Here is an 18,859-nt window from a genome sequence, read left to right as displayed (position 1 = left end):
TGGGTCTACATCAACAAGCTCGAGCTCAAGGCCGTGGCCTGAGAACACCGCTTACGATCAATATAGGTGCTCTCCTATTAAAGGCTGATCTGAAATTGGCTGTATTCGCTCAACACGACTATTCGTTCTCGTCAGCTAAGGGGCGCACCCGATATCGACGAAATTTAGTAGCGCTTCGTTCCCGTCATCGTCCCGAAGGGTATAGAACGCGTGATATTCGGTCTCAGCTGGTCGCCATTCGAAATCCTTGACGACATCCGGGTCCACCGCGAACATATAGGAACGCATCGGACCGTAGATGAAGCCACGCTCGCCTTCTTTCGTCAGAATTTCCACGGCAGTGGCGGCCTGCAAGCGATGCTTATCCTGCGTGAAGACGGCCTTGCCTTGACCCTGTCGGATAGCGGTTACGACAATCCCTGACTTGATCTCCTTGAAGAGCACGCCCTTTGGGCAGCTTTTCGACAGAGCTTCCGCCTGATCCAGAGCGTCCGACCACGCTGCGCCGCACGGCAGCGCAAGCATCACCATCGCGGCCAAAATGAGCGAACGCAGGGATGCCTCCTATGGTTGCAGAATGAAGAACGCTGTTTCATGGTGGTTGTATCTTGTTTTATAGAGATGTCCAGCCGAACGCATGCGTTTGCTTCGAATTACGGTGACAATGCACTATTTCGCTTTGGTGGTACGTCCTCGTTTCCGGGTCAGACCGCCTTGCCGATTTGACCTGCAACCGAGCCACGAGGGCGGCCTCCGAAGGACGACAAGCCAAAGAAGACACCGAAGGGCGCCCGGTGGGCGGGGTGTGATCGCTTTGCGGGCCGAATCACCCCTCCATCGCGCTGGAACGACTATTGAAGAGCGACTCGTTCGGGCGCGACAAGAGTCCCAGCCCGAAAAATTGGGTCATTTCAACGCTTTCTGTGGGAAAGTCGCATGTCCGGTGCGAAACCCGAGAAAGATGCCGACGAAAAGCGCTTCAACGAGACCCTGAAGCGGATCTGAAGACGCCGCCGAAGCCTCACGGGGCGACTGACTAACAGAAATCCAAAACTGTTCCCCCCCGGGAAAGTGAAAGCCAAGTTGACGAAGAACAAATAATCCTGCCATCCTGCAATGGGATGGGAGGGCAACTGTGAAGATTCATGCATTCCGGGCCATGCAAATCGGGCTCGTAAATCTAGCGCAAACACTGGACCATATAGGCGGCCTGCCCTTAGAGCAGAGATTGCGCGATATTTCAGGATCTCAAATTCGCCTTGAGGCCGCGGTTCATGGTGACAATCTTTGGTCGCTTGATTTCGGGGGCATACGCATGGAGGGCCCGGGCCGCGCATCTGCAAATATGCCGATCCAAGATTTCGAAATGGCTGAGGATGAGGGTTTTGGCCATGAGACCGCAGCATGCTTTGACGGCGAGTTTCTGGTTCTCCAATATAACCATTTCGGGCCAAGGGTGGCCCGAATTCGCGAGTATTTATCTCGGTTTGGTCGGGAGATCGCTGGCGGGGCCAATGTAGATGGAGAACAACTGTTTAACTTTGTTCCGGTGCTCAAAGAAGACGCTAACGAGCGCCTCGCACATATGGGGCTCGTGAAGAGTATGGAAATTTCTTTTTATGTGCCCGGCATAGTGGCGAACAACGGTATAAACCGACCGTCATTGTCTGCCTTACTTAATACGCCCCTCATTGGGACAGCATCCAAGGTTAGGATACAGATTTCTGCCGCCCGCGACCGCGCCAGTTCACTCGCTCTGAATCAAGTGAGACAGGCTGTTGATGATTTGGTCGGTCTTCGCGAGGACGTTAGTGAGTTGCAGCTTATCGCGAAGGAAACTGAAGACTCGCCAAGCGAGCCGGTGGATTTTCTTGAAGCCAGGTTGGAAGCCGACATACCTGTACAGAGGGTCGGTCGTAGATATGGCCGAAATGAGCGGTGGGTGGCACTAAGGCAAGCGCTCGATACTTGGCGCGCTAACGGTCAACTCGCATGAGTCCCGACATTTTATGGGAGCGGTCATGGCCTTGGCTTGGGGCCTTGGCGATTACGGGTTTTTGGTACTGGGTTGGCGCGCCATTCCCCCACACTCCCGACACCCTATTTGGCACGGCAGCTACAGTCGCGTCCGTCTTTGCAAGTTTCTTGGGCGTTGCAGAAGCAATTATTATAGGGCTTAGGGGGAGCGCCTCTTATAAGGTGCTAGAGAAGGCCGGTTATACATCGCTCCTATTTGGCTATCTTCGGTCTGGCATATTGAGTGCAGTTACCTTCGCAACCCTATCTATCGTAGGGTTCTTCATACCAGATGGCGCGACGGTAGCTGGACACAAAGCGGATTGGCTTTTTTCGGCCCTCTGGGTTGCTACCGGCGTAGCCTCAGTGCTTACGTTTGCCCGTATTTCGAATATCCTATTTAAGCTTCTTCATCAGCCTGAGTAGGAGTTTTCGCGCCTTCTGCTTAGGCGTGATCGGCTTCACCAATCCGCCGATAGGTAAGGTGCTTGCCTTCGATCTTGGCAAGCACCTGGTCGTGGCGTTCCGTGTCGATAATCTCGAGCGCGCGGCGAGTGTAGCGGAAATCGAACTCGGCAAGGTAGCGGTGCAAATGAGCTTCGCCCGCAATGCTGGTAGGCGCCGACCATCCCACGCTTGATCACTGCCGGGACCTTCTCCCCGTCAAACGGGGAGAAGGGAACGCCGACACTATCAATAATCGCCGTTGTAGTACTGGTCGTCGCAGGGGGCGGTGTAGATGCGGCCGTAGCGGTCCTGGTAGCGGCAGAGCTGTTCGCCGCGGCGCTGCGGGGTGGTGGCGCTGCCGACGACGGCGCCGAGCAGCGCACCGCTGGCGGCGCCGATCACGGTGCTCTTGGTGTTGCCGCCGATCGCCTGGCCGACCAGCGCGCCGCCGGCGCCGCCGATCAGCGCGCCGGTGGTGGCCCGCTGCTGGCCCTCGGTCTGCGTCTCGCAGCCGGCAAGGGCGGCGGTCATGAGCACGGCCAGAATGGCCTTCTTGATGATCATCACTAGAACTCCTCTGAAGCCCCAGGGACTGACGACGGGGGCGAACGAAGCTGAACTGCGGTCGCATTGCGGCGGAACGGCGGCGGAGCCCGCTCACGAAGTGAATCACGGTTTCGCGGCGGTTGAACGCCATGGTTTCCAAACCGGAAAGATTAACGCCAACAACAGGATAATGCCGCTGACCGGATCGGATTGCGAGTTTCGCTAAGCGGCTTCGTCGCGCATCGCCTGCTTGGCCGCCGCGGTCAGAAACCCGGACCGGCTGTAGCCGTGGCGTTCGGCATAGCGGTCGATTTCGCCGAGCACGTCCTCCGGGATGGTGACGTTGACGCGCACGACTTTCGCCGCCTCGGCTTTGAGCGTCACCAGGATGGCAACGCCGGTACGATTGTCCTCGTCGGCCATCACGTCCTCGAGGGATGACGGCTCGGGAATGGCCTCACCGTCCTCGACCAGTCCGTGGACATGGAAAGCCAACGCCTCCTCGGCCAACATGCGTGCCTCGTCGAGGCTTGTTCCGGCAGTGACCACGCCGGGGAAGTCGGGGAACGAGACGCCGAAATCGCTGTCCGCGTCCTTGTGGATCAGTCCGATATAGTGACGCATATTTCTACCTCAGCTTCAGGCCGGATTGTTTCTCGATCGACTTCAACGTGCCGATCGGGATGTCGCGCTTGGGATGCGGCACCGTCACGCGGCCGGGTTTGGTGCGGTGCTTGAATTGGGCATGAGAGCCCTTGCGCGCCACTTCGAACCAGCCATCCGCGAGCAACCTGTCGATGACATCAGCGCTCTTCATGTTGTGTATTGATACACACAATTCAAGAGCGCGTCTATAGAGCGGCAACAGCCGCCCTTCGCCGTCATTTCGGGCGGTTCATTGTTCGGAAAGCCAGGCACATGGCTTTCCGTCCGCTGCGCAGACCACGCTTCACCCCCAGAAAATTCCCCCCAAGAATGGAGAAATCACATGACCCGAGGACTTCCCAGGACCCTTGCCCGCGCCGCTGCGCGCGAGGCCGGCCTTGCGCCGCCCAAGCTCGGCCTCAAGGCCGTGACCAGCGGGCAGGGCGGTTCCTACCGCACCGTCTTCACCTTCGCCGGCATGCAGGTGCCGGTGACCGATGCGCTCGCCTATGCGAGCCAGAAGATTTTCGATTTCACCGACGGCAAGGTGCGCATCAAGGGCGGCACGGCCAGGCTGCAATTCGCGGTGCTGACCACACGTGCGTCGACGATTATCAACGAAGACACATCCTCGCTCAGCCAAAAGGATGGGCTGCGCATTGTATCAAGAAAGTTGATTTGATTAGGACATTTTTTTAACCTATGGAGGGCACAAAATCATAGAAACGGCAATGGGAACTGCAGAAAACAAGGCTTTGAGGAGGAATTAAGGATGCTGACAAAAAGGACATACGCCAAGACACATCCGTGGATAAAATTCGATTTGCAGACCAGCTCGTTCGGCGCAACAACATGGATGTTGCTCGGAGAGGCGGCATCAAAGGCAAAGCATATCGCAGGTGTGCCGTTGGCGCCGGAGGCTGCGCATCAACTCTATGAGGTCTTTCTTGCAAAGGGCGCGATGGCAACAACCGCAATCGAAGGCAATACACTCACTGAGGACCAAGTTCTTCAGCAGGTGCAGGGCAAACTGAAGCTACCGCCATCGCAGCAATATCTACAGCAGGAAGTTCAGAATATCATCGATGCATGCATGTGGCTGCTGAAGGAGCTTCATGAGCATGGGCCCCGCGCGATCGATGCCGACTTTTGCTGTGAAATGAATGCTCGCGTTCTGAACAAGCTCGAGTTGGAGGACGGGGTTCAACCCGGCCAGATCAGGCGGCATTCCGTTGTGGTTGGGAATGTCTATAAAAGCGCTCCGCCAGAAGACTGCAAATATCTCCTCGATGAGCTCTGCCAGCATATCAATGAGCTTGTGGCGCCGAGTGGCGGCGATGAACATCAAGCCATTTTGACCGCCCTTTTTGCGCATATTTACATGGCACTGATCCACCCCTTCGGCGACGGCAACGGTCGCACTGCACGTCTCTTAGAGTACTATATTCTACTACGGGCTGGCCTCGCTCAGCCGACAGGACATTTGTTGAGTAATCATTACAACAAAACTAGAACTCTCTATTACCGTGAGCTTGATCGGATTAGTAAATCCGGTGGAGAGACGCATAATTTCGTGAAGTACGCGCTGGGTGGCTTCGTTGATGGACTTGAGGAACAAATTCGTCGTATCCGCGAAGAGCAGTACAAGGTTGCCTGGATCAACTTTGTTCATGGCCGCTTTAGTGGAATGAACAGTCCGTCCGATCACCGTCGTCGGACTCTCCTGCTCGCGCTCAGCGAGAGGGAGGACCCGGTTCGGATTTCAAAACTGCTGGATATGAACGTGGAAATCTCACGACTGTATTCTGGAAGGACGCCGAAGACCCTCACTCGTGACCTGAACGAACTCGAAAAGATGGGACTGTTGGGTCGGCTAGGTCGCTCCGTTGAAGCAAAAAGCGACCGGATCAAGGCGTTTCTGCCTTGGCGACTGGAGGACAATGGGGTCAAGTGACCCTACCTTGCGGATTCAGGCGGGCGACCTACCAATGCCCTTGACGCCTCCGACGACACCGCCACGTTAGCCGCCTCCGCGGGATGTCGGAGTTCGCCCGCCCGAGCCGCTGGAAGAACCCGGCCACAAAGCCTATCTATGGAGCAATCCAAAGGAGGTTTGACATGGCTTCTTCCACCGAGCGCGCAGTCCTTGCCGGCGGCTGCTTCTGGGGCATGCAGGATCTGATCCGACGCTTGCCCGGCGTGGTTTCAACCCGGGTCGGCTACAGCGGCGGCGATGTCGCCAACGCGACCTATCGCAATCACGGCACTCACGCCGAGGCGATCGAAATCATCTTCGATCCGGCTAGGACCAGTTTCCGCACGCTGCTCGAATTCTTCTTCCAAATCCACGATCCGACGACGAAGAACCGCCAGGGCAACGACATCGGCATGAGCTATCGCTCGGCGATCTACTACACGAGCGACGAGCAGAAGCGGATCGCCGAGGACACGATCGCCGACGTCGATGCGTCCGGCCTGTGGCCCGGCAAGGTCGTCACCGAGCTTGCTCCGGTCGGCCCCTTCTGGGAAGCCGAGCCCGAGCATCAGGACTATCTGGAACGCTATCCCAACGGCTACACCTGCCACTTCGCGCGGCCGGGGTGGAAGCTTCCGGTCCGCCAGAAGGCTGCCGCATCATAGATCGGCGGCGAGGCTATCGCCTTTAGCCTTGCTCATCCAAGCAAAGCCCGCCATGCCGAAAAGGCATGGCGGGCTTTTTTGCGTTCAGGATGCCTCGCTGGGCCTGCGCGATTCAGCCTCTGGCGCAAACGCTGAACCGCTCCAGCTATCGATCCGGGCAAGTCCGCACGGAAACCGCGGCGAGCATCAAATTGCCTTGGACGGCTCATCCCTTGGCGCGGCGGCTTTCATGGTCGTGGTTGCCGATCCAGTGGGCACGGATGCGGTCGCTGGCCTCGAGATAAGCCATGTCGATGAGATAGGTCAGGAGTTTTTCGCCGTCGGCTTCGGCCCTCTGGCGAAGTTCTCGCAATATCCCCTGCGCAAACTGCAGGTTTTCCATTTTGCTAGGCTGGTCCATGGGTGCCCCCCAAATGTCTGCGCGGTAAGTCTGGATCACTATGCTTGTATGAAAGTTGTGACACCGTGCGCGGTGCGGATGCACGCGGTTGCATTGACGCCCGGCCAGCGAACCTGTTGGACATTGTGCGGAAATGTCGATATTTTACGCGCCCAATCGGATAGCGACCATGAACGAAGACGAGGGCAGCACTCCTGACAAGTTGCAAGCCATGCTTGACGTGATTGCCAGGAGCGAGCCCTCGTTCGAAAACGGGCAAGTCGATTTCGGCCGCTTGAAAGTCGATGCCGCCCGGGCAGCCGGGGTGCTGATCGAATTTTACGGCGATGCGGCGCTCGAGCGCGCCAAACTCATCGAGCAGCGATCGCCGCAATCGCATTTCGCGCGCATGGTCACGGCTGAGGTCGGCAGACGCGGCAGGCGAAGCTGACCCGCAAACGATCGGCGAAAGCTGCCTCAGGACGATCTTCGCCTCCTCAGCCTTCCGTCAAGCCGTTGCTCGACCTCTTCCTCGACGTTGTCCAGAAGATAGGACAACAGGTCGTGTCCGATCGATCGCGCGATGTCCTTGGCCTGTTCGACGTGATTGTGGATTTCGCGCAGCGATTGTTCCTCGCAGGTGGCATCGTTCGTCAGATCGACGAACCAGCCAGGGTAGAGCGCTGCCTCGCCCACACCGTCTACGTAACATTGGCCGACGGCGAGGATCTTGCGCAGCCCCATCTTTTCCGACCGGACCCTGTAGACTTCCCTGAAGCTCGACTTGCGTTCTATCGCCTTCCGGATCGCCAATCGGACTCTTGGCCGATCATCCACGTCGATGCTTTGCATGCACCGTTCCAGAGATGCGCCATGCGAGAATTCGTCGAGAGTGAGCCCGAAATAATCTGAAAGGTTGGTGTCGCCATAGACACGGTCACGCTTGACGTCCCAGGTCCAGAACCCGTCTATCGGTGGATACCGCATAGGCATTTTTCGGCCGTGATCAGGCGCCGATGTCATCAAAACCGCCCCGTCCGGTTTCAAGATTCGGCAGTAATATGGAGCAAAAAGGGAAAGAAACAAAGGTGGCCTTTTGTACAAGGTTCGAAATCATAAGGCCTACTGCCTGTGGCAATTCCGAGCGTCATATTTTGATACTACCAGAAAGCAATGGTCTAAAAAATTTCTTAAGCTTAAAGAATTTTCACTTCGATATTGCAACTGCGGCTTGGTATTTCACCCGCCGAACACAAGCGGTCGGCAGGAGAGCAAACCAAAAGGTTGTATTGCGAAAGAGCGGCGGCTCAAAATTCTGCCGTTCCGCAAAGCCGATAAAACGCCATGAATGCCGCAGCCTGAAACATGCATGTCACGACTCATCTTGTGAAGGTTATCGGCGGCTGACTGACCGGCAAACCTACCGGTGGTTGAAACAGACGGAGCTTGGAGAAAAGCTTGGCATCTCAATCGGCAGCCGGTCCTTTCCAGATGGCGTCGAAGAGTCCCTGGACGGCAGGTTATTGCCGTTCAGGCTTAAGTCCGACATTGATCCGACCTAGGCCGACTCCTGCCGCGGCTCCGGGTCGATTTCATTGCCGGCGGCCGAATCAACGGCGACCCGGTCATGCTCGAACTGATACGCCTCGGGGAGGGCCTGCAACCAGGATTCGCGCCGCCCGATCCAAAGCTCATAGTCCGGCACCAGCCCTTCGGTCGGCGCGACGTCAAGGCTGCCGATCGTGACCTCGACTTCCTCTTCGCCGACGAATGGAACGCGGCTTCCGCAGGTTGGGCAAAAACTTCGAGCGCCATAGGTGCTGGTAATCCCGCTGGCTTCGAACGCTTGAAGCGGCCATACGGCATAGGCATGGAAAGCCGATCCGCTTGTCTTGCGGCAATCCTTGCAGTGGCAGAGGCCGACCCGGCGTGGCTCGCCAGCCACGCGGTACTGCACGCCGCCGCACAAGCAACTGCCGGTGCGCGCGATTTCAGGCATTTGCCGTTCCTCCCGCTGTTACACCCAGAACAAAGTCGCGGCCGGCCAGCTCTGCCGCTGGCCCGTACAACCCGTATGGGGTTGCTATGGTTCCGCGCGGGACCGCAAGAGGCGGCTATCGGTCGGGAAGGTCGACCGGCTCCTCGCACCGATAGACGCGGCACTCGCCGTCCTTGGCGGGAACGGTTGTTGATATTGGCACTTCCGGCCAGTCGCACTCATTGCCGAATTGCCGCACGAAGCGGTCATAAGTATCCGGACCGGTGGTCAAAACCACCGCATGGTCGCTTTTGATCAACGCCTGCGTCTGCGCGCAGGTCATGGCGCGCGTATCCGGCCGGGCGTGGGCGGCGCTCGCGGCGCACAGCAGCGTGGCGGCGCCCAACAAGTTGCCAGCGAGGCATGCGGTCGACAGGGTTCTCATGGACAGGGGCTTCGGGGTTTCCGTGCCGAATATGGACCGCGGCTAAAAGACCGCAAGATATTTGAGCAACGAAATGATTCCGATGATGATGACGATGATCTGCGCGATCTGTCGCGCGCGGGCATCGAGTGGCAAGCGCTGCACGAGATAGAGCACCAGGATCGCCACCAGGAAGGTGATCAGGATGCCGATGAGTACCGATGCGCCCATAAGCGAGCCTCCGTTGTCGCCAGGATTGCCCTAACCGGGCTGCCCCCAACGTCGCGCGTCTGAAAAAGGTTCCGCTAGGGCGAAGTGGAACGGGAAGTATTGCGCAGCGTTGTTCAGCACCTTTGAATATTCAGGATGCGAACATGAAGGACATCATCAGCACCGCGGCCATCATTGTGTCGATCGCGATTGCGATCGCGCTCATGTTTTTGGTGCCGATGAGACTTGAAGCCAATCCCGGGCCGCCGATCGTGTCATCCCAATCGGCCAAGGCCGAATAGCCTCGGCGCGGAGCCGGGTGGAACATGCGCGCCCCTTGCGAGTTGATTTCGTGATGAAAAGCGCCGGCTTGCGCTCAGAGAGAGGAAAAGAACATGGGTCTCGGCACAATTCTTATCATTATTCTCATTCTGGCCTTGCTTGGTGGTTTCAGCGGCCTGGGCGGCGGGCCGTTCTACGGCACGGGCTATTATGGCGGCGGCGGTCTCGGGTTGGTTCTTGTCATCGTCATTATTCTGGTCGTGCTCGGACGGATCTAAGAACGGCCAGACAAATCAAGCCAGCGCGTCCCGGAGCTTCGCCGCCAGCTGTTCCAGCGTGAACGGCTTGGCGATGAACTGCACATCGTGGTCGAGCACGCCATTGTGCACGACGGCGTTGCGCGTGAAGCCGGTCATGAACACCACTTTCAGGGAGGGGGAGTGCTTGCGAGCCTGTTCGGCGAGTTGCCGGCCATTCATGCCCGGCATTACAATATCCGTCAGCATCAGCGCGATGGCGGCGTTCTGGCCGAGTTTCTCCAAGGCTTCGTCACCACCCGCGGCTTCAATGACGGTATAGCCGAGCTCCAGTAAGGCGGCGGCCGTCGAAGCACGCACGCGAGCATCGTCCTCGACGAGCAGCACGGTTTCGGTTGCCGGAACATCGCTCCTGCCGCTGGTCTTTACCGGCGGCGCCGCTTCCTCCGGACCGGTGAAGCGCGGAAGATAGATCCTGATTGTCGTGCCCTCGCCGGGCTCGGAATAGATCTTGACGTGTCCGCCGGATTGCTTGACGAAGCCGAACACCTGGCTGAGACCGAGCCCGGTTCCCTTCGTCGCGGGCTTCGTGGTGAAGAATGGCTCGAAAGCCTTGGCCATGATGTCCGCCGTCATACCCGCGCCGGTGTCCGTTACCGCGATCATGACATACTGACCGGCCTTCACTTCGGGATGCGCCGCCGCATAGGCCTCGTCGAGATGGCAGTTGGCGGTCTCGATGGTGAGCTTGCCCTCTTCATCCATGGCGTCGCGTGCGTTGACCGCCAGGTTGATGATGGCATTCTCGACCTGGCTCGGGTCGGCGTGCGTTTTCCAAAGTCCGCCCGCCAGCACCGTTTCGATCTCGATCGCATGACCGAGCGTGCGCCGCAAAAGGCTCGACATGCCGGTGACGAGGCGATTGGCATCGACGATCTGCGGCGCCAGCGGCTGCTGCCGGGAAAAGGCAAGCAGCCTGGCGGTGAGGTTGGCGGCGCGCGCCGCGGCATCGGCCGCCGCCTCAACGAAGCTCTGCACGTCATGCTCGCCGCGAGCGAGCTTGCGCTGCGCGAGGTTCATGGCGCTGGTGATGACAGCCAGCATATTGTTGAAATCATGCGCGATGCCGCCCGTGAGCTGGCCCACCGCCTCCATCTTCTGCACCTGACGAAGCTGCGACTCCGCCTTCTCACGCGTGTCGATCTCGTTGAGCAGCGCCGCGTTCTTGGCGCTCAATGCGTCCTGCGCGGCAGCCACCTCTCGGAAGCGGTGACTGGACTGGCGGATCGTATAGATGCCGAGCAGAAAAATGCCCAGCAGCGCCGCGAACGAGCCGATGCGCAGCCAGCCTTCGATCTGTTCCATCCGCTCCGCACGGCCAGCGAGGTTCGCACCGTCGATGCGCCGGATCGCATCGATGTTGGCGCGGATCTGGTCCATGTCCAGCTTGCCCCTGCCGCCGCGCACGATGTCCAGCGCTTTCGCCGTGTTGCCCGTGTCGTAGAGCCTGATCGTCTCAGCGAGTTCCGCTTGCTTGCGGCCAAGCGCGTCCTTGATGCCGGCCACCTGCTGCGCCCGATCGCTGCCGACCGGAAACATCTCATCGACGCGCTTGAGCAGCGCCGGCAGCGCCTCGACCGCATGCTGGTATGGCAGCAGATAGTTTTTCTCGCCGGTCAGCAGATAGCCGCGTTGGCCGGTCTCGGCATCCTGGACAAGCGAAAGCAGGCTCGAGAGCGTTTGCTGGGCTTCGATCGCTTCGCGGCTGGCGTCGCGGTCGGCGATCTGCGCTTCGGCGAGGATGGCGCGCGCGGTTATGATCAGCGCGACAACGGCAAAGCCGGCAAGAAGCGGAAGCGCTTGCCATCGCAGGGCGCGTCGCAGTCGGACGATCATTGCTTTGCGGGGGCCTGAGGAAAATCGTGAAATTCGCCAAGTGGTAGGCGGCGGTGAAGCGCAAGGCAATAGCCAAGTCCAGCGGGCGTTGATCGCAACAGCCCCGGCGGACCTGCCTATGTCAAACTTTAATGACGGCGGCCTTCGGCCAGCGCCAGAGTACAGGATTCCGCCGCGGCGGCGCTGTGGTCGATCGGCGGCTGCCGGGTACCGCTAAAGCTATTCCAGGAAAAGTGTGAACGGTTTTCCGTCCGGAATTGCGTAAGAACAAAGAGTTAGAGCAGTTCGCCGTTTCCGTGAAACGGTGAAACGCTCTAGCTGCCCCGCCCGCTGCATTCGAGACAGGCGATGCTGTGTCCTGGGCAGTTAATCCGGTGGGTGCCCTCCGGGCAGCAATGGCCGTTCGAGCTCAGCCAGCGCGCGCAAACGAAGACTTTTTTGGCCCCGTGACAGCGCGGGCATTCCTGCGGACGCATCAATTCCTCCCGCGATAGGACGCGATGTTCCGCTTCAACGACCGTGTTCATCCGTTTAGTCCCCCAACGCCTGGATTATCGGTCAGATATGTTAATTCACTGTTCTTTACATTAGGGCTTATGAATGTGAAAGCACGAAAGCGTCAGAGCGCTTCCAAGCGCTTGCGCGCTTCCTCTTTGCGCTGCCTTTGCTAAATGTGGTGTCGCCCGATGCGCGGACAGATTCTCCCGGGCAGGGGCAGGCAACGGGAAGCTTCTTGGAATGACATGGATCAGCGCGGGCGCGCTCTTCATCCTCGTGCTCACCTATGCCGGCGTCGCCGTCGGCCGCATTCCCGGGCTGCGCCTCGATCGCGCCGGGATCGCGCTGCTTGGCGGTGCCGCCATGATCGCCATCGGAGCGATCAGTATCGAGGATGCCTACAAAGCCATCAACTTCGATACCATCACGCTGCTCCTCGGCATGATGATCGTGGTCGCGCATCTGAAGGTTTCGGGCGCGTTTCGGGCGCTTGGCGGCTTTGCCATCGAACACGCCCATGCGCCCTTCATGCTTCTGGTCATGGTGACGCTGTTGACCGGCGTGCTGTCGGCCTTCCTGGTCAATGACGCGATCTGCCTGGTGATGGCGCCGATCGTCGTTCATGTCACCCGCGTCATCAACCGCAACCCGGTGCCTTACCTCATCGCCACCTGCACCGCCTCGAACTGCGGCAGCGTCGCCACCATCACCGGCAATCCGCAGAACATGGTGATCGGCGCGTTGTCCGGCATTTCCTATCCGGCCTTCACGCTGGCGCTCGCGCCGGTGGCGCTATTCGGCCTGCTCTGCGTCATCGTCATCATACGCATCGTCTACCGGGCCGAATTTTCCCGCCCCGCCGAGCTAAGCCCGGAAGTGTATCGAGGCCGCATGCTGCCCGGACAGGTGCTCAAGGCCACCATCGTCTGCGTGCTGCTGGCGCTCGCCTTCTTCGCCGGCGTTCCCGTCGCCAAGGCGGCGCTGATTGCCGGCGCTTTCCTGCTGGTCACCCGGGCCATCAAGCCGCGGCGCATCTATCGCGAGATCGATGGGCCGCTGCTCTTCATGTTCGCCGGCCTGTTCGTGGTGGTGGCTGGCGCCGAGCGCACGTTGCTCACGCCGGACATGATCGCCTGGGCGAAGAACATCGGCCTCGACGATGTCTGGCGGCTTTCGGGCTTCACCGCGGTGCTCTCCAACATCATGAGCAATGTGCCGGCGGTGCTGGCGTTGCGGCCGTTCATTCCCGGGCTGGAAAACCCGGAGCGTGCCTGGCTGGTCGTGGCGATGAGCTCGACGCTTGCCGGCAATTTCACGCTGCTCGGCTCAGTCGCCAACCTGATCGTCGCCGAGCAAGCGAAGGCGGCCGGCAAGGAGCTTTCCTTTTCGGCTTTCTTCAAGGTCGGCCTGCCGCTGACGTCGGTCACGCTTCTCGCCGGCACCGCCTGGCTGGCCTTGTCCTGAAGAGGCCGCCCCTCGAACGCCTCAATCGACGCGCCGTGAGCGTCCACGATCTAAGCTGCGTGTTTGCCGGCCATCCGCGCCCGTATCAGCGTCGCGGCGGCATGGCCGGCGGCGTTGACGTAGTCGGGATTGTGATGGATCAGCATGCTGGAAAAGGCGCCGTCCATCAAAAGCACAATCTCGCGCGCCAGCATCTTCGCCTGGGCGATATCGTGGCTTGAAAGCGCGCCGGCCAGCCATTTCTCGAAATTGGTCTTGTGGCGTGCTCCCGCCTTCACCGCCGGATGCCCCGGCATCGCCGCCAGCTCGGCCGCCGTGCGCAGGAAGCCGCAGCCCTTCCATTTGGGATGGCGGGCAACCCGCGCCAGGTTGGCGAAGATCGCCTCGACCTTTTTGTCCGCGCCGCCCTCCGCTGCGTCGAACCAGCCCGCCATCTGCTCGAGATTAGGCTGGTCACGACCGTCGAGATAGGCCGCAATCAGGTCGTCCTTGCTCTTGAAATGGTAGTAGAGCGTGCGCTTGGTAAGTCCTGCCTTTTCGGCCACGGCGTCGACGCTGACGCGGCCGATGCCTTCGGCGTAGAAGAGCTTGGTCGCCGCATCGACCAGGCGTTTTCGCGTGGGATTGGTCTTTTCGCTCATCGCGTAAGTATACCAACTAGTGAATATACAAGCAATCGAAAGCCTGCTCCTTATCCCGCCGAACCACCGGAAAGGAAAAGGCCATGACCGACCTTGTGCTGAGCGAGACGCGCGACCGCGTTGCGATCCTCACACTCAACCGCCCCGACAAGCTGAATGCGCTGAACTACGCGCTGATCGACCGGCTGTTGTCGCGCCTCGACCTGATCGAGACGGATGATGACGTGCGCGCGGTCATTCTCACAGGGGCAGGGGAACGCGCCTTTTCCGCCGGCGGCGATATCCACGAGTTCTCGTTGAGCGTGGCCGAGGGCACCGATGCGGCGCTGCGCGATTTCGTCATGCGCGGCCAGCGTCTGACAGCGCGGCTCGAAGCGTTCCGCAAGCCGGTGATCGCCGCCGTCAACGGCCTCGCCTTTGGCGGCGGCTGCGAGATCACCGAAGCGGTGCCGCTGGCGATCGCCAGTGATCGCGCCTTGTTCGCCAAGCCGGAGATCAAGCTTGCCATGCCGCCGACTTTCGGCGGCACGCAGCGCCTGCCGCGGCTGGCCGGCCGCAAGCGCGCGCTGGAGCTGCTGTTGACCGGAGAGACATTTTCGGCGGCTCGTGCCGCCGAGCTAGGCCTGGTCAACCAGGTCGTGCCGCACGAAGAGCTGATGCGGGCGGCCCTTGATCTTGCCCGCCGCATCGTCAGTCATTCGCAGACGGCGGTCGCCAGCATCCTCACGGCGGTGGCGCGTGGCATCAACCTGAGCATCGCGGAAGGCTTGCTGGTGGAGGCGGAGCAATTCGCCCGCGTGGCCCCGACAGCAGACCTGCGCGAAGGCTTGAATGCTTGGATCGAGCGGAGGCAGGCGGTCTATGACGGCTTATGGGCGCATCTCGCCCGGCCGGACAAGGCCACGCGCGCCACGCGGCGTGTCGACCGGGCGGCCGGCTTGCCTGGCTGACGCCTTGCCCGACGCGGCTCAGCGCTCCTAGGCCACCGCTTTCAACGGCGCCTTGCCTGCCTGCGGCGCGCGCGCGGCCGCCGCTAGCAGGTCGGTCTGCGTGATCAGCCCGACTATATGCCGGCCGCCATCGACGATCACCACCGCATGACTGCGTCCGTCAGTCAGCGCCGGCAGCAGGCTCATCGCCGGCATGTCGGGCGAGGCGGTGCTTGCGTTCGACATCACTCCTCCGACCGTGTCGGTCGCTCTCGTCAGCTCGCGCAGGCCGATTGCGCCGGTGAGCCGTCCTCCCGCGTCGATGACCGGCAAGGTGCGGATGTTATGGTCGATCAGAAGGTTGCGCGCCTCGTCCGCTGAAGCCGTCTCCGGCACCGAGATCACATCGCGGGACATGATGTCCCGGCAAAGCAGCGTGCGTTGCGAGCGCACCATCGCCTGCAGCTCGACTTGGCGCAGGAGGCGCTCCAGGTCATCACGGTCGATGTCGAAGGTTTCGTCGAGCGCCGAGAGCGCCGCATCGACATCTTCGGGCCGGAAGCCGACGCGCTCGGCCGGCGGCCGGTCGGCTGTGCCGTGACTGCTGTTGGCCGGCACATGAACATGGGGATAGTTGCGACGCGACAGCTTATGGAAGAGGAAGCCGAGCGCGACCAGGATGGTTGAGTTCAGCGCCACCGGCACAAACGGAAACAGGAAGCCGGCCGCCGCAACCGCCGGCCCGCCGAGCACGCCGGTAAGCGCCGCCGCGCCGCCCGGCGGATGCAATGATCGCGTGAACGACATGGCGGCGATCGCCAGCGCCACCGCGAGGCCGGAGGCGATCACCGTGTCATGCACAAAATGCGCCACCGTCACCCCGATCAGCGCCGAAATCGTGTTGCCGCCGACGATCGAATAGGGCTGCGCCAGCGGGCTCGACGGAACGGCAAAGAGCAGCACCGCGGAAGCGCCCATGGGCGCCACCAGCATCACCACAAGCGGACCGCTACCCGTCGCGAGCCCGCTGATCATGCCGGTGAGCGCGATGCCGATGGTCGCGCCGATGCAGGCGAGCAGCCGTTCGCGAAGCGTCGCTCCGGCGAGGATTGGAACAAAGAGGCGAAACGCCATGGCAGGCCCTGGATCGAATGGGTGGAATTGCGCTGCACGGAATGCCGCCGAAATCGCGGATTTGGAAGTCAAACCAATCCGTATCTTTACGGCACAAGGGAATATTATTGCGCGGCGCGCTGCGGCGGACATGCCGCTAGCGGCTTTGCCTTTGTCAATCGCGTCAAGGCGTTACGATGGTTTGCGGATTCGATCAGGGAACCGCCGGCGACGCTAACTCTGCTTGGGCCGTACAGCGAACCCCAGTTTACCGAGCACCTTCACCGCGCCGCTCTTGCCGCCCTCGAAGTCGCCCGAGGCGAGCTTTTTGCCGGTGGCGAATTCATACGCCGCGCCGAGGATCGCCTTCGGCGGGTAGAGGCGGTCTTCCCAGGCCAGCTCATAGGTGGTGGTCGGGGCAAAGCCATGTTCGGCAAGGAACCGTTCAGGCCCCAGCCGGTCGTAGTCTTCCATCGCGCGCAAGACATGAGCGCGGGTTACAGGGTCCCATGCGATCATCGGTCCATCCTCCTTTGCGATCGACGTTTCAAGTCAAACAGACTTCACCTCGCCGCCGTCCATGCGCAGCGTCGAGCCGGTCAGCCAGCGAGCTGCGGGCGAGACGAGGAAGGCCATCAGCTCGGCGATCTCCCCCGGCTCGCCGTAGCGGGCAATGCCGGCTTCCTTGGGGAAATTGGCCGTCGCTTCCTCGACACTCATCTTATGCAGCGGCGCCCAGTGCTCGAGATAGGATCGCCGGCGTCCTGTCATCACCGGACCTGGCAGTACGCTGTTGACCTGCACGCCGTCGGCGATGCCGCGGTCGGAGAAAGCCTTGGCGAGCGCCACGATCGCCGCGTTGATGGTTCCGACCGCCGCATAAGACGCCTTGGGAACCAGCGCCGAATTGCCCGACATCAGAACCACCGAGCCACCGGCCACCTTCAGCGCCGGCCATGCCGCGACGGTCAGACGCCGGGCGCCATGCAGCTTCAGCGCCAGCCCGGCGTCCCATTGCTCATCGGTCATGTCGAACAGGTCGATCTGCGGCACGGCGCCAGCGATGTTGAGCAGAGCGTCGACACGCCCGAAGGCGGCGAGCGTCCGGTCAACCACCGCCTGCGCGGCGTCCGCCCGGGCGAGGTCAGCATCGATGACCAGCACCTCGCCGCCGGCAGCTTTCGCGACTTCGGCTGTTTCCTCCAGCTTCGCCCGGTTGCGGGCGACCAGTACCAGCGCGGGAAAGTCCCGCGCCAGTCGGATGGCGGTCGCCTGGCCGATGCCCTGGCTGGCTCCGGTGACGACGGCGACGGATCTCGGCATGGCGAGTTCTCTTTCCTGATCAGCCGAGGAAGTCGCGGATGGCGGCGGCGATGTCCCCGGCGTGGGTTTCGAGGGCGAAATGGCCGGTGTCGAGGAAGCGCACGACCGCGTCCGGTATGTCGCGTTTGAACGCCTCGGCACCCGGCGGCAGGAAGAAGGGGTCGTTCTTGCCCCACACCGCCAGGAGGGGCGGTCTGTGCGCGCGGAAATAGGCCTGGAAGGCTGGGTAGAGCGCGACGTTGCTCTTGTAGTCGCCGAAGAGGTCGAGCTGAACCTCCTCATTGCCGGGGCGGGCGAGATAGAAGCTGTCCAGCGAATGGCCGTCAGGCGAGACCAGTTCCGCCGGTGAGCCATGCGTGTATTGCCAGGCAACCGCTTCCGGCTTGAGGAAGCCGCGCAGCGCCTCGCGGTTGGCGGGCGAAGGATCCCGCCAATAGGTCTGGATGGGATTCCAGCCGTCGCTCAGACCCTCCTCATAGGCGTTGCCATTCTGCGAGATGATCGCGGCGATGCGCTCGGGATGCTTCACCGCCAGCCTAAAACCTGTCGGTGCGCCATAGTCGAAGACATAGATGGCGTAGCGGTCGAAGCCGACCACCTCTGTGAAGCGGTCGATGATCTCGGCGATGCGGTCGAACGTATAGGTGAAGTCGCTGGCTTGCGGCATGTCGGAACGGCCGAAACCTGGCAGGTCCGGCGCGACGATATGGAAACGATCGGCGAGCAGCGGAATGAGGTCGCGGAACATATGGCCGGAACTTGGAAAGCCATGCAGCAGGAGCAGTTTCGGCGCGCCGGGGGTGCCGGCCTCGCGATAGAAAATGGTGAAGCCGTCGACATCTGCGGTACGGTAGGCGATCATCTTTGTCTCCGTTTTCATAACTTACATATTTTGAATTAGAAGGTTATCTGCGCGTTGGGAATTAGCCTCACACGCCATCACGATGGCGTTGACCTTGGTCCAGGTCGCCCCATTGATCCGAGCGCTCGATAATCAAACGACATTCATTTGCTTCGCTGACTTATCGGATCCTTTCGTGGGTCTGTAACCGTATTGACCTATTTAGAACGGTTATTACCTTTCCGCATAACTTGTCAAGAAGCTCCGAACCGGTTATCACGGAGTCGTGTTCACCGATGGACGCCACGGCGGAAGCCGCTTGGAGTGGAA

25 protein-coding genes and 1 pseudogene are annotated in these 18,859 nt (G+C 60.6%); 10 read left to right on the top strand and 16 right to left on the bottom strand.

Features of this window, described 5'->3' with window-relative positions:
- Positions 1–135: 135 nt before the first annotated feature.
- Positions 136–525 carry a hypothetical protein gene (locus E5X34_RS28870; protein ID WP_292572058.1) on the bottom strand — a complete coding sequence of 130 codons (390 nt, stop codon included), beginning with the start codon at positions 523–525 and terminating at the stop codon, positions 136–138.
- 610 nt (positions 526–1,135) lie between these two features.
- Between E5X34_RS28870 and E5X34_RS28865 the strand changes: the two genes are divergently transcribed.
- The gene (locus E5X34_RS28865; protein ID WP_292572055.1) at positions 1,136–1,996 is read left to right on the top strand and encodes a DUF6731 family protein; all 861 of its coding nucleotides are present in this window, start codon (positions 1,136–1,138) and stop codon (positions 1,994–1,996) included.
- A 465-nt stretch (positions 1,997–2,461) separates the two neighbouring features.
- On the opposite strand, the pseudogene E5X34_RS28860 reads toward E5X34_RS28865, so the two are convergent.
- From E5X34_RS28860 to E5X34_RS28845, 4 genes and pseudogenes are all read right to left on the bottom strand, one after another.
- A pseudogene (locus tag E5X34_RS28860) lies at positions 2,462–2,660 on the bottom strand (IS1595 family transposase); the annotation flags it as partial.
- A gap of 49 nt (positions 2,661–2,709) precedes the next feature.
- On the bottom strand, positions 2,710–3,027 hold the full coding sequence (locus E5X34_RS28855) for a YMGG-like glycine zipper-containing protein (protein WP_292572052.1): 318 nt from the start codon (positions 3,025–3,027) through the stop codon (positions 2,710–2,712).
- A 204-nt stretch (positions 3,028–3,231) separates the two neighbouring features.
- Positions 3,232–3,633, bottom strand: a complete 402-nt coding sequence (locus E5X34_RS28850) for a type II toxin-antitoxin system HicB family antitoxin (protein ID WP_292572049.1) — start codon at positions 3,631–3,633, stop codon at positions 3,232–3,234.
- Between the two features lie 4 nt (positions 3,634–3,637).
- On the bottom strand, positions 3,638–3,826 hold the full coding sequence (locus E5X34_RS28845; RefSeq protein ID WP_292572047.1) for a type II toxin-antitoxin system HicA family toxin: 189 nt from the start codon (positions 3,824–3,826) through the stop codon (positions 3,638–3,640).
- Positions 3,827–3,997: 171 nt separating this feature from the next.
- On the opposite strand from E5X34_RS28845, the gene E5X34_RS28840 reads away from it, so the two are divergent.
- The 3 genes from E5X34_RS28840 (at position 3,998) to msrA (ending at position 6,294) form a co-directional block, all read left to right on the top strand.
- A complete protein-coding gene (locus E5X34_RS28840; protein WP_292572043.1) occupies positions 3,998–4,336 on the top strand; it encodes a hypothetical protein in 339 nt (112 codons plus the stop codon).
- 90 nt (positions 4,337–4,426) lie between these two features.
- Complete coding sequence (locus E5X34_RS28835; protein ID WP_292572041.1) at positions 4,427–5,608, top strand: Fic family protein; 1,182 nt, start codon at positions 4,427–4,429, stop codon at positions 5,606–5,608.
- 164 nt (positions 5,609–5,772) lie between these two features.
- Positions 5,773–6,294 carry a peptide-methionine (S)-S-oxide reductase MsrA gene (msrA, locus tag E5X34_RS28830; protein WP_042646552.1) on the top strand — a complete coding sequence of 174 codons (522 nt, stop codon included), beginning with the start codon at positions 5,773–5,775 and terminating at the stop codon, positions 6,292–6,294.
- A gap of 205 nt (positions 6,295–6,499) precedes the next feature.
- Here msrA and E5X34_RS28825 read toward each other — a convergent pair whose 3' ends face one another.
- The gene (locus tag E5X34_RS28825) at positions 6,500–6,694 is read right to left on the bottom strand and encodes a hypothetical protein (protein ID WP_292572038.1); all 195 of its coding nucleotides are present in this window, start codon (positions 6,692–6,694) and stop codon (positions 6,500–6,502) included.
- Positions 6,695–6,863: 169 nt separating this feature from the next.
- On the opposite strand from E5X34_RS28825, the gene E5X34_RS28820 reads away from it, so the two are divergent.
- A complete protein-coding gene (locus E5X34_RS28820) occupies positions 6,864–7,124 on the top strand; it encodes a hypothetical protein (protein WP_292572035.1) in 261 nt (86 codons plus the stop codon).
- A gap of 26 nt (positions 7,125–7,150) precedes the next feature.
- Here E5X34_RS28820 and E5X34_RS28815 read toward each other — a convergent pair whose 3' ends face one another.
- Entirely contained in the window at positions 7,151–7,660 is a 510-nt protein-coding gene (locus tag E5X34_RS28815; RefSeq protein ID WP_292572033.1) for a PAS domain-containing protein, read from the bottom strand.
- 29 nt (positions 7,661–7,689) lie between these two features.
- Here E5X34_RS28815 and E5X34_RS28810 point away from each other — a divergent pair, with 29 nt between their 5' ends.
- Entirely contained in the window at positions 7,690–8,235 is a 546-nt protein-coding gene (locus E5X34_RS28810) for a hypothetical protein (RefSeq protein ID WP_292572030.1), read from the top strand.
- Here the strand turns inward: E5X34_RS28810 and E5X34_RS28805 are convergent.
- From E5X34_RS28805 to E5X34_RS28795, 3 genes are all read right to left on the bottom strand, one after another.
- Complete coding sequence (locus E5X34_RS28805) at positions 8,232–8,672, bottom strand: GFA family protein (RefSeq protein ID WP_292572026.1); 441 nt, start codon at positions 8,670–8,672, stop codon at positions 8,232–8,234. The genes E5X34_RS28810 and E5X34_RS28805 overlap by 4 nt on opposite strands.
- 115 nt (positions 8,673–8,787) lie before the next feature.
- Positions 8,788–9,096: a hypothetical protein gene (locus E5X34_RS28800; protein WP_292572023.1), complete on the bottom strand. Its 309-nt coding sequence runs from the start codon at positions 9,094–9,096 to the stop codon at positions 8,788–8,790.
- A gap of 42 nt (positions 9,097–9,138) precedes the next feature.
- Positions 9,139–9,306, bottom strand: a complete 168-nt coding sequence (locus E5X34_RS28795; protein WP_292572019.1) for a Thivi_2564 family membrane protein — start codon at positions 9,304–9,306, stop codon at positions 9,139–9,141.
- A 143-nt stretch (positions 9,307–9,449) separates the two neighbouring features.
- On the opposite strand from E5X34_RS28795, the gene E5X34_RS28790 reads away from it, so the two are divergent.
- Both E5X34_RS28790 and E5X34_RS28785 read left to right on the top strand, forming a co-directional pair.
- Positions 9,450–9,587 carry a hypothetical protein gene (locus E5X34_RS28790; RefSeq protein ID WP_292572014.1) on the top strand — a complete coding sequence of 46 codons (138 nt, stop codon included), beginning with the start codon at positions 9,450–9,452 and terminating at the stop codon, positions 9,585–9,587.
- Between the two features lie 93 nt (positions 9,588–9,680).
- Positions 9,681–9,845, top strand: coding sequence for a DUF3309 family protein (locus tag E5X34_RS28785; protein WP_082048942.1), 165 nt, complete (start codon positions 9,681–9,683; stop codon positions 9,843–9,845).
- Between the two features lie 15 nt (positions 9,846–9,860).
- On the opposite strand, the gene E5X34_RS28780 is transcribed toward E5X34_RS28785, so the two are convergent.
- Complete coding sequence (locus tag E5X34_RS28780) at positions 9,861–11,720, bottom strand: CHASE3 domain-containing protein (protein ID WP_292572011.1); 1,860 nt, start codon at positions 11,718–11,720, stop codon at positions 9,861–9,863.
- 738 nt (positions 11,721–12,458) lie between these two features.
- Here E5X34_RS28780 and E5X34_RS28775 point away from each other — a divergent pair.
- Positions 12,459–13,682: an anion transporter gene (locus tag E5X34_RS28775; RefSeq protein WP_292572009.1), complete on the top strand. Its 1,224-nt coding sequence runs from the start codon at positions 12,459–12,461 to the stop codon at positions 13,680–13,682.
- 50 nt (positions 13,683–13,732) lie between these two features.
- Here the strand turns inward: E5X34_RS28775 and E5X34_RS28770 are convergent, their stop codons facing one another.
- Entirely contained in the window at positions 13,733–14,323 is a 591-nt protein-coding gene (locus tag E5X34_RS28770; protein WP_292572006.1) for a TetR/AcrR family transcriptional regulator, read from the bottom strand.
- Positions 14,324–14,406: 83 nt separating this feature from the next.
- Here E5X34_RS28770 and E5X34_RS28765 point away from each other — a divergent pair, with 83 nt between their 5' ends.
- Positions 14,407–15,273, top strand: coding sequence for a crotonase/enoyl-CoA hydratase family protein (locus tag E5X34_RS28765; protein ID WP_292572004.1), 867 nt, complete (start codon positions 14,407–14,409; stop codon positions 15,271–15,273).
- Between the two features lie 27 nt (positions 15,274–15,300).
- Here E5X34_RS28765 and E5X34_RS28760 read toward each other — a convergent pair whose 3' ends face one another.
- The 4 genes from E5X34_RS28760 to E5X34_RS28745 all read right to left on the bottom strand — a co-directional run bounded on the left by E5X34_RS28760 (position 15,301) and on the right by E5X34_RS28745 (position 18,550).
- Positions 15,301–16,386 (bottom strand): HPP family protein, encoded by a 1,086-nt coding sequence (locus E5X34_RS28760; RefSeq protein ID WP_292572002.1) that lies wholly within the window; start codon positions 16,384–16,386, stop codon positions 15,301–15,303.
- Between the two features lie 213 nt (positions 16,387–16,599).
- The gene (locus E5X34_RS28755; protein WP_292572000.1) at positions 16,600–16,884 is read right to left on the bottom strand and encodes a hypothetical protein; all 285 of its coding nucleotides are present in this window, start codon (positions 16,882–16,884) and stop codon (positions 16,600–16,602) included.
- Positions 16,885–16,917: 33 nt separating this feature from the next.
- Positions 16,918–17,688: an SDR family oxidoreductase gene (locus E5X34_RS28750; RefSeq protein WP_292571998.1), complete on the bottom strand. Its 771-nt coding sequence runs from the start codon at positions 17,686–17,688 to the stop codon at positions 16,918–16,920.
- Positions 17,689–17,707: 19 nt separating this feature from the next.
- Positions 17,708–18,550: an alpha/beta hydrolase gene (locus E5X34_RS28745; protein WP_292571996.1), complete on the bottom strand. Its 843-nt coding sequence runs from the start codon at positions 18,548–18,550 to the stop codon at positions 17,708–17,710.
- Positions 18,551–18,859: the final 309 nt, after the last annotated feature.

It is taken from the genome of Mesorhizobium sp. (assembly GCF_004963255.1).
Taxonomy (GTDB): domain Bacteria; phylum Pseudomonadota; class Alphaproteobacteria; order Rhizobiales; family Rhizobiaceae; genus Mesorhizobium.
This window is presented reverse-complemented; position numbering and strand designations above follow the sequence as displayed.

Bases quoted from the DNA above. Each gene is read 5' to 3' on its own strand.
- E5X34_RS28870 (WP_292572058.1), bottom strand. From the start codon at position 525: ATGCTTGCGCTGCCGTGCGGCGCAGCGTGGTCGGACGCTCTGGATCAG.
- E5X34_RS28855 (WP_292572052.1), bottom strand. From the start codon at position 3,027: ATGATCATCAAGAAGGCCATTCTGGCCGTGCTCATGACCGCCGCCCTT.
- E5X34_RS28850 (WP_292572049.1), bottom strand. From the start codon at position 3,633: ATGCGTCACTATATCGGACTGATCCACAAGGACGCGGACAGCGATTTC.
- E5X34_RS28845 (WP_292572047.1), bottom strand. From the start codon at position 3,826: ATGAAGAGCGCTGATGTCATCGACAGGTTGCTCGCGGATGGCTGGTTC.
- E5X34_RS28840 (WP_292572043.1), top strand. From the start codon at position 3,998: ATGACCCGAGGACTTCCCAGGACCCTTGCCCGCGCCGCTGCGCGCGAG.
- E5X34_RS28835 (WP_292572041.1), top strand. From the start codon at position 4,427: ATGCTGACAAAAAGGACATACGCCAAGACACATCCGTGGATAAAATTC.
- msrA (WP_042646552.1), top strand. From the start codon at position 5,773: ATGGCTTCTTCCACCGAGCGCGCAGTCCTTGCCGGCGGCTGCTTCTGG.
- E5X34_RS28825 (WP_292572038.1), bottom strand. From the start codon at position 6,694: ATGGACCAGCCTAGCAAAATGGAAAACCTGCAGTTTGCGCAGGGGATA.
- E5X34_RS28820 (WP_292572035.1), top strand. From the start codon at position 6,864: ATGAACGAAGACGAGGGCAGCACTCCTGACAAGTTGCAAGCCATGCTT.
- E5X34_RS28815 (WP_292572033.1), bottom strand. From the start codon at position 7,660: ATGCGGTATCCACCGATAGACGGGTTCTGGACCTGGGACGTCAAGCGT.
- E5X34_RS28810 (WP_292572030.1), top strand. From the start codon at position 7,690: ATGTCATCAAAACCGCCCCGTCCGGTTTCAAGATTCGGCAGTAATATG.
- E5X34_RS28805 (WP_292572026.1), bottom strand. From the start codon at position 8,672: ATGCCTGAAATCGCGCGCACCGGCAGTTGCTTGTGCGGCGGCGTGCAG.
- E5X34_RS28800 (WP_292572023.1), bottom strand. From the start codon at position 9,096: ATGAGAACCCTGTCGACCGCATGCCTCGCTGGCAACTTGTTGGGCGCC.
- E5X34_RS28795 (WP_292572019.1), bottom strand. From the start codon at position 9,306: ATGGGCGCATCGGTACTCATCGGCATCCTGATCACCTTCCTGGTGGCG.
- E5X34_RS28790 (WP_292572014.1), top strand. From the start codon at position 9,450: ATGAAGGACATCATCAGCACCGCGGCCATCATTGTGTCGATCGCGATT.
- E5X34_RS28785 (WP_082048942.1), top strand. From the start codon at position 9,681: ATGGGTCTCGGCACAATTCTTATCATTATTCTCATTCTGGCCTTGCTT.
- E5X34_RS28780 (WP_292572011.1), bottom strand. From the start codon at position 11,720: ATGATCGTCCGACTGCGACGCGCCCTGCGATGGCAAGCGCTTCCGCTT.
- E5X34_RS28775 (WP_292572009.1), top strand. From the start codon at position 12,459: ATGACATGGATCAGCGCGGGCGCGCTCTTCATCCTCGTGCTCACCTAT.
- E5X34_RS28770 (WP_292572006.1), bottom strand. From the start codon at position 14,323: ATGAGCGAAAAGACCAATCCCACGCGAAAACGCCTGGTCGATGCGGCG.
- E5X34_RS28765 (WP_292572004.1), top strand. From the start codon at position 14,407: ATGACCGACCTTGTGCTGAGCGAGACGCGCGACCGCGTTGCGATCCTC.
- E5X34_RS28760 (WP_292572002.1), bottom strand. From the start codon at position 16,386: ATGGCGTTTCGCCTCTTTGTTCCAATCCTCGCCGGAGCGACGCTTCGC.
- E5X34_RS28755 (WP_292572000.1), bottom strand. From the start codon at position 16,884: ATGATCGCATGGGACCCTGTAACCCGCGCTCATGTCTTGCGCGCGATG.
- E5X34_RS28750 (WP_292571998.1), bottom strand. From the start codon at position 17,688: ATGCCGAGATCCGTCGCCGTCGTCACCGGAGCCAGCCAGGGCATCGGC.
- E5X34_RS28745 (WP_292571996.1), bottom strand. From the start codon at position 18,550: ATGATCGCCTACCGTACCGCAGATGTCGACGGCTTCACCATTTTCTAT.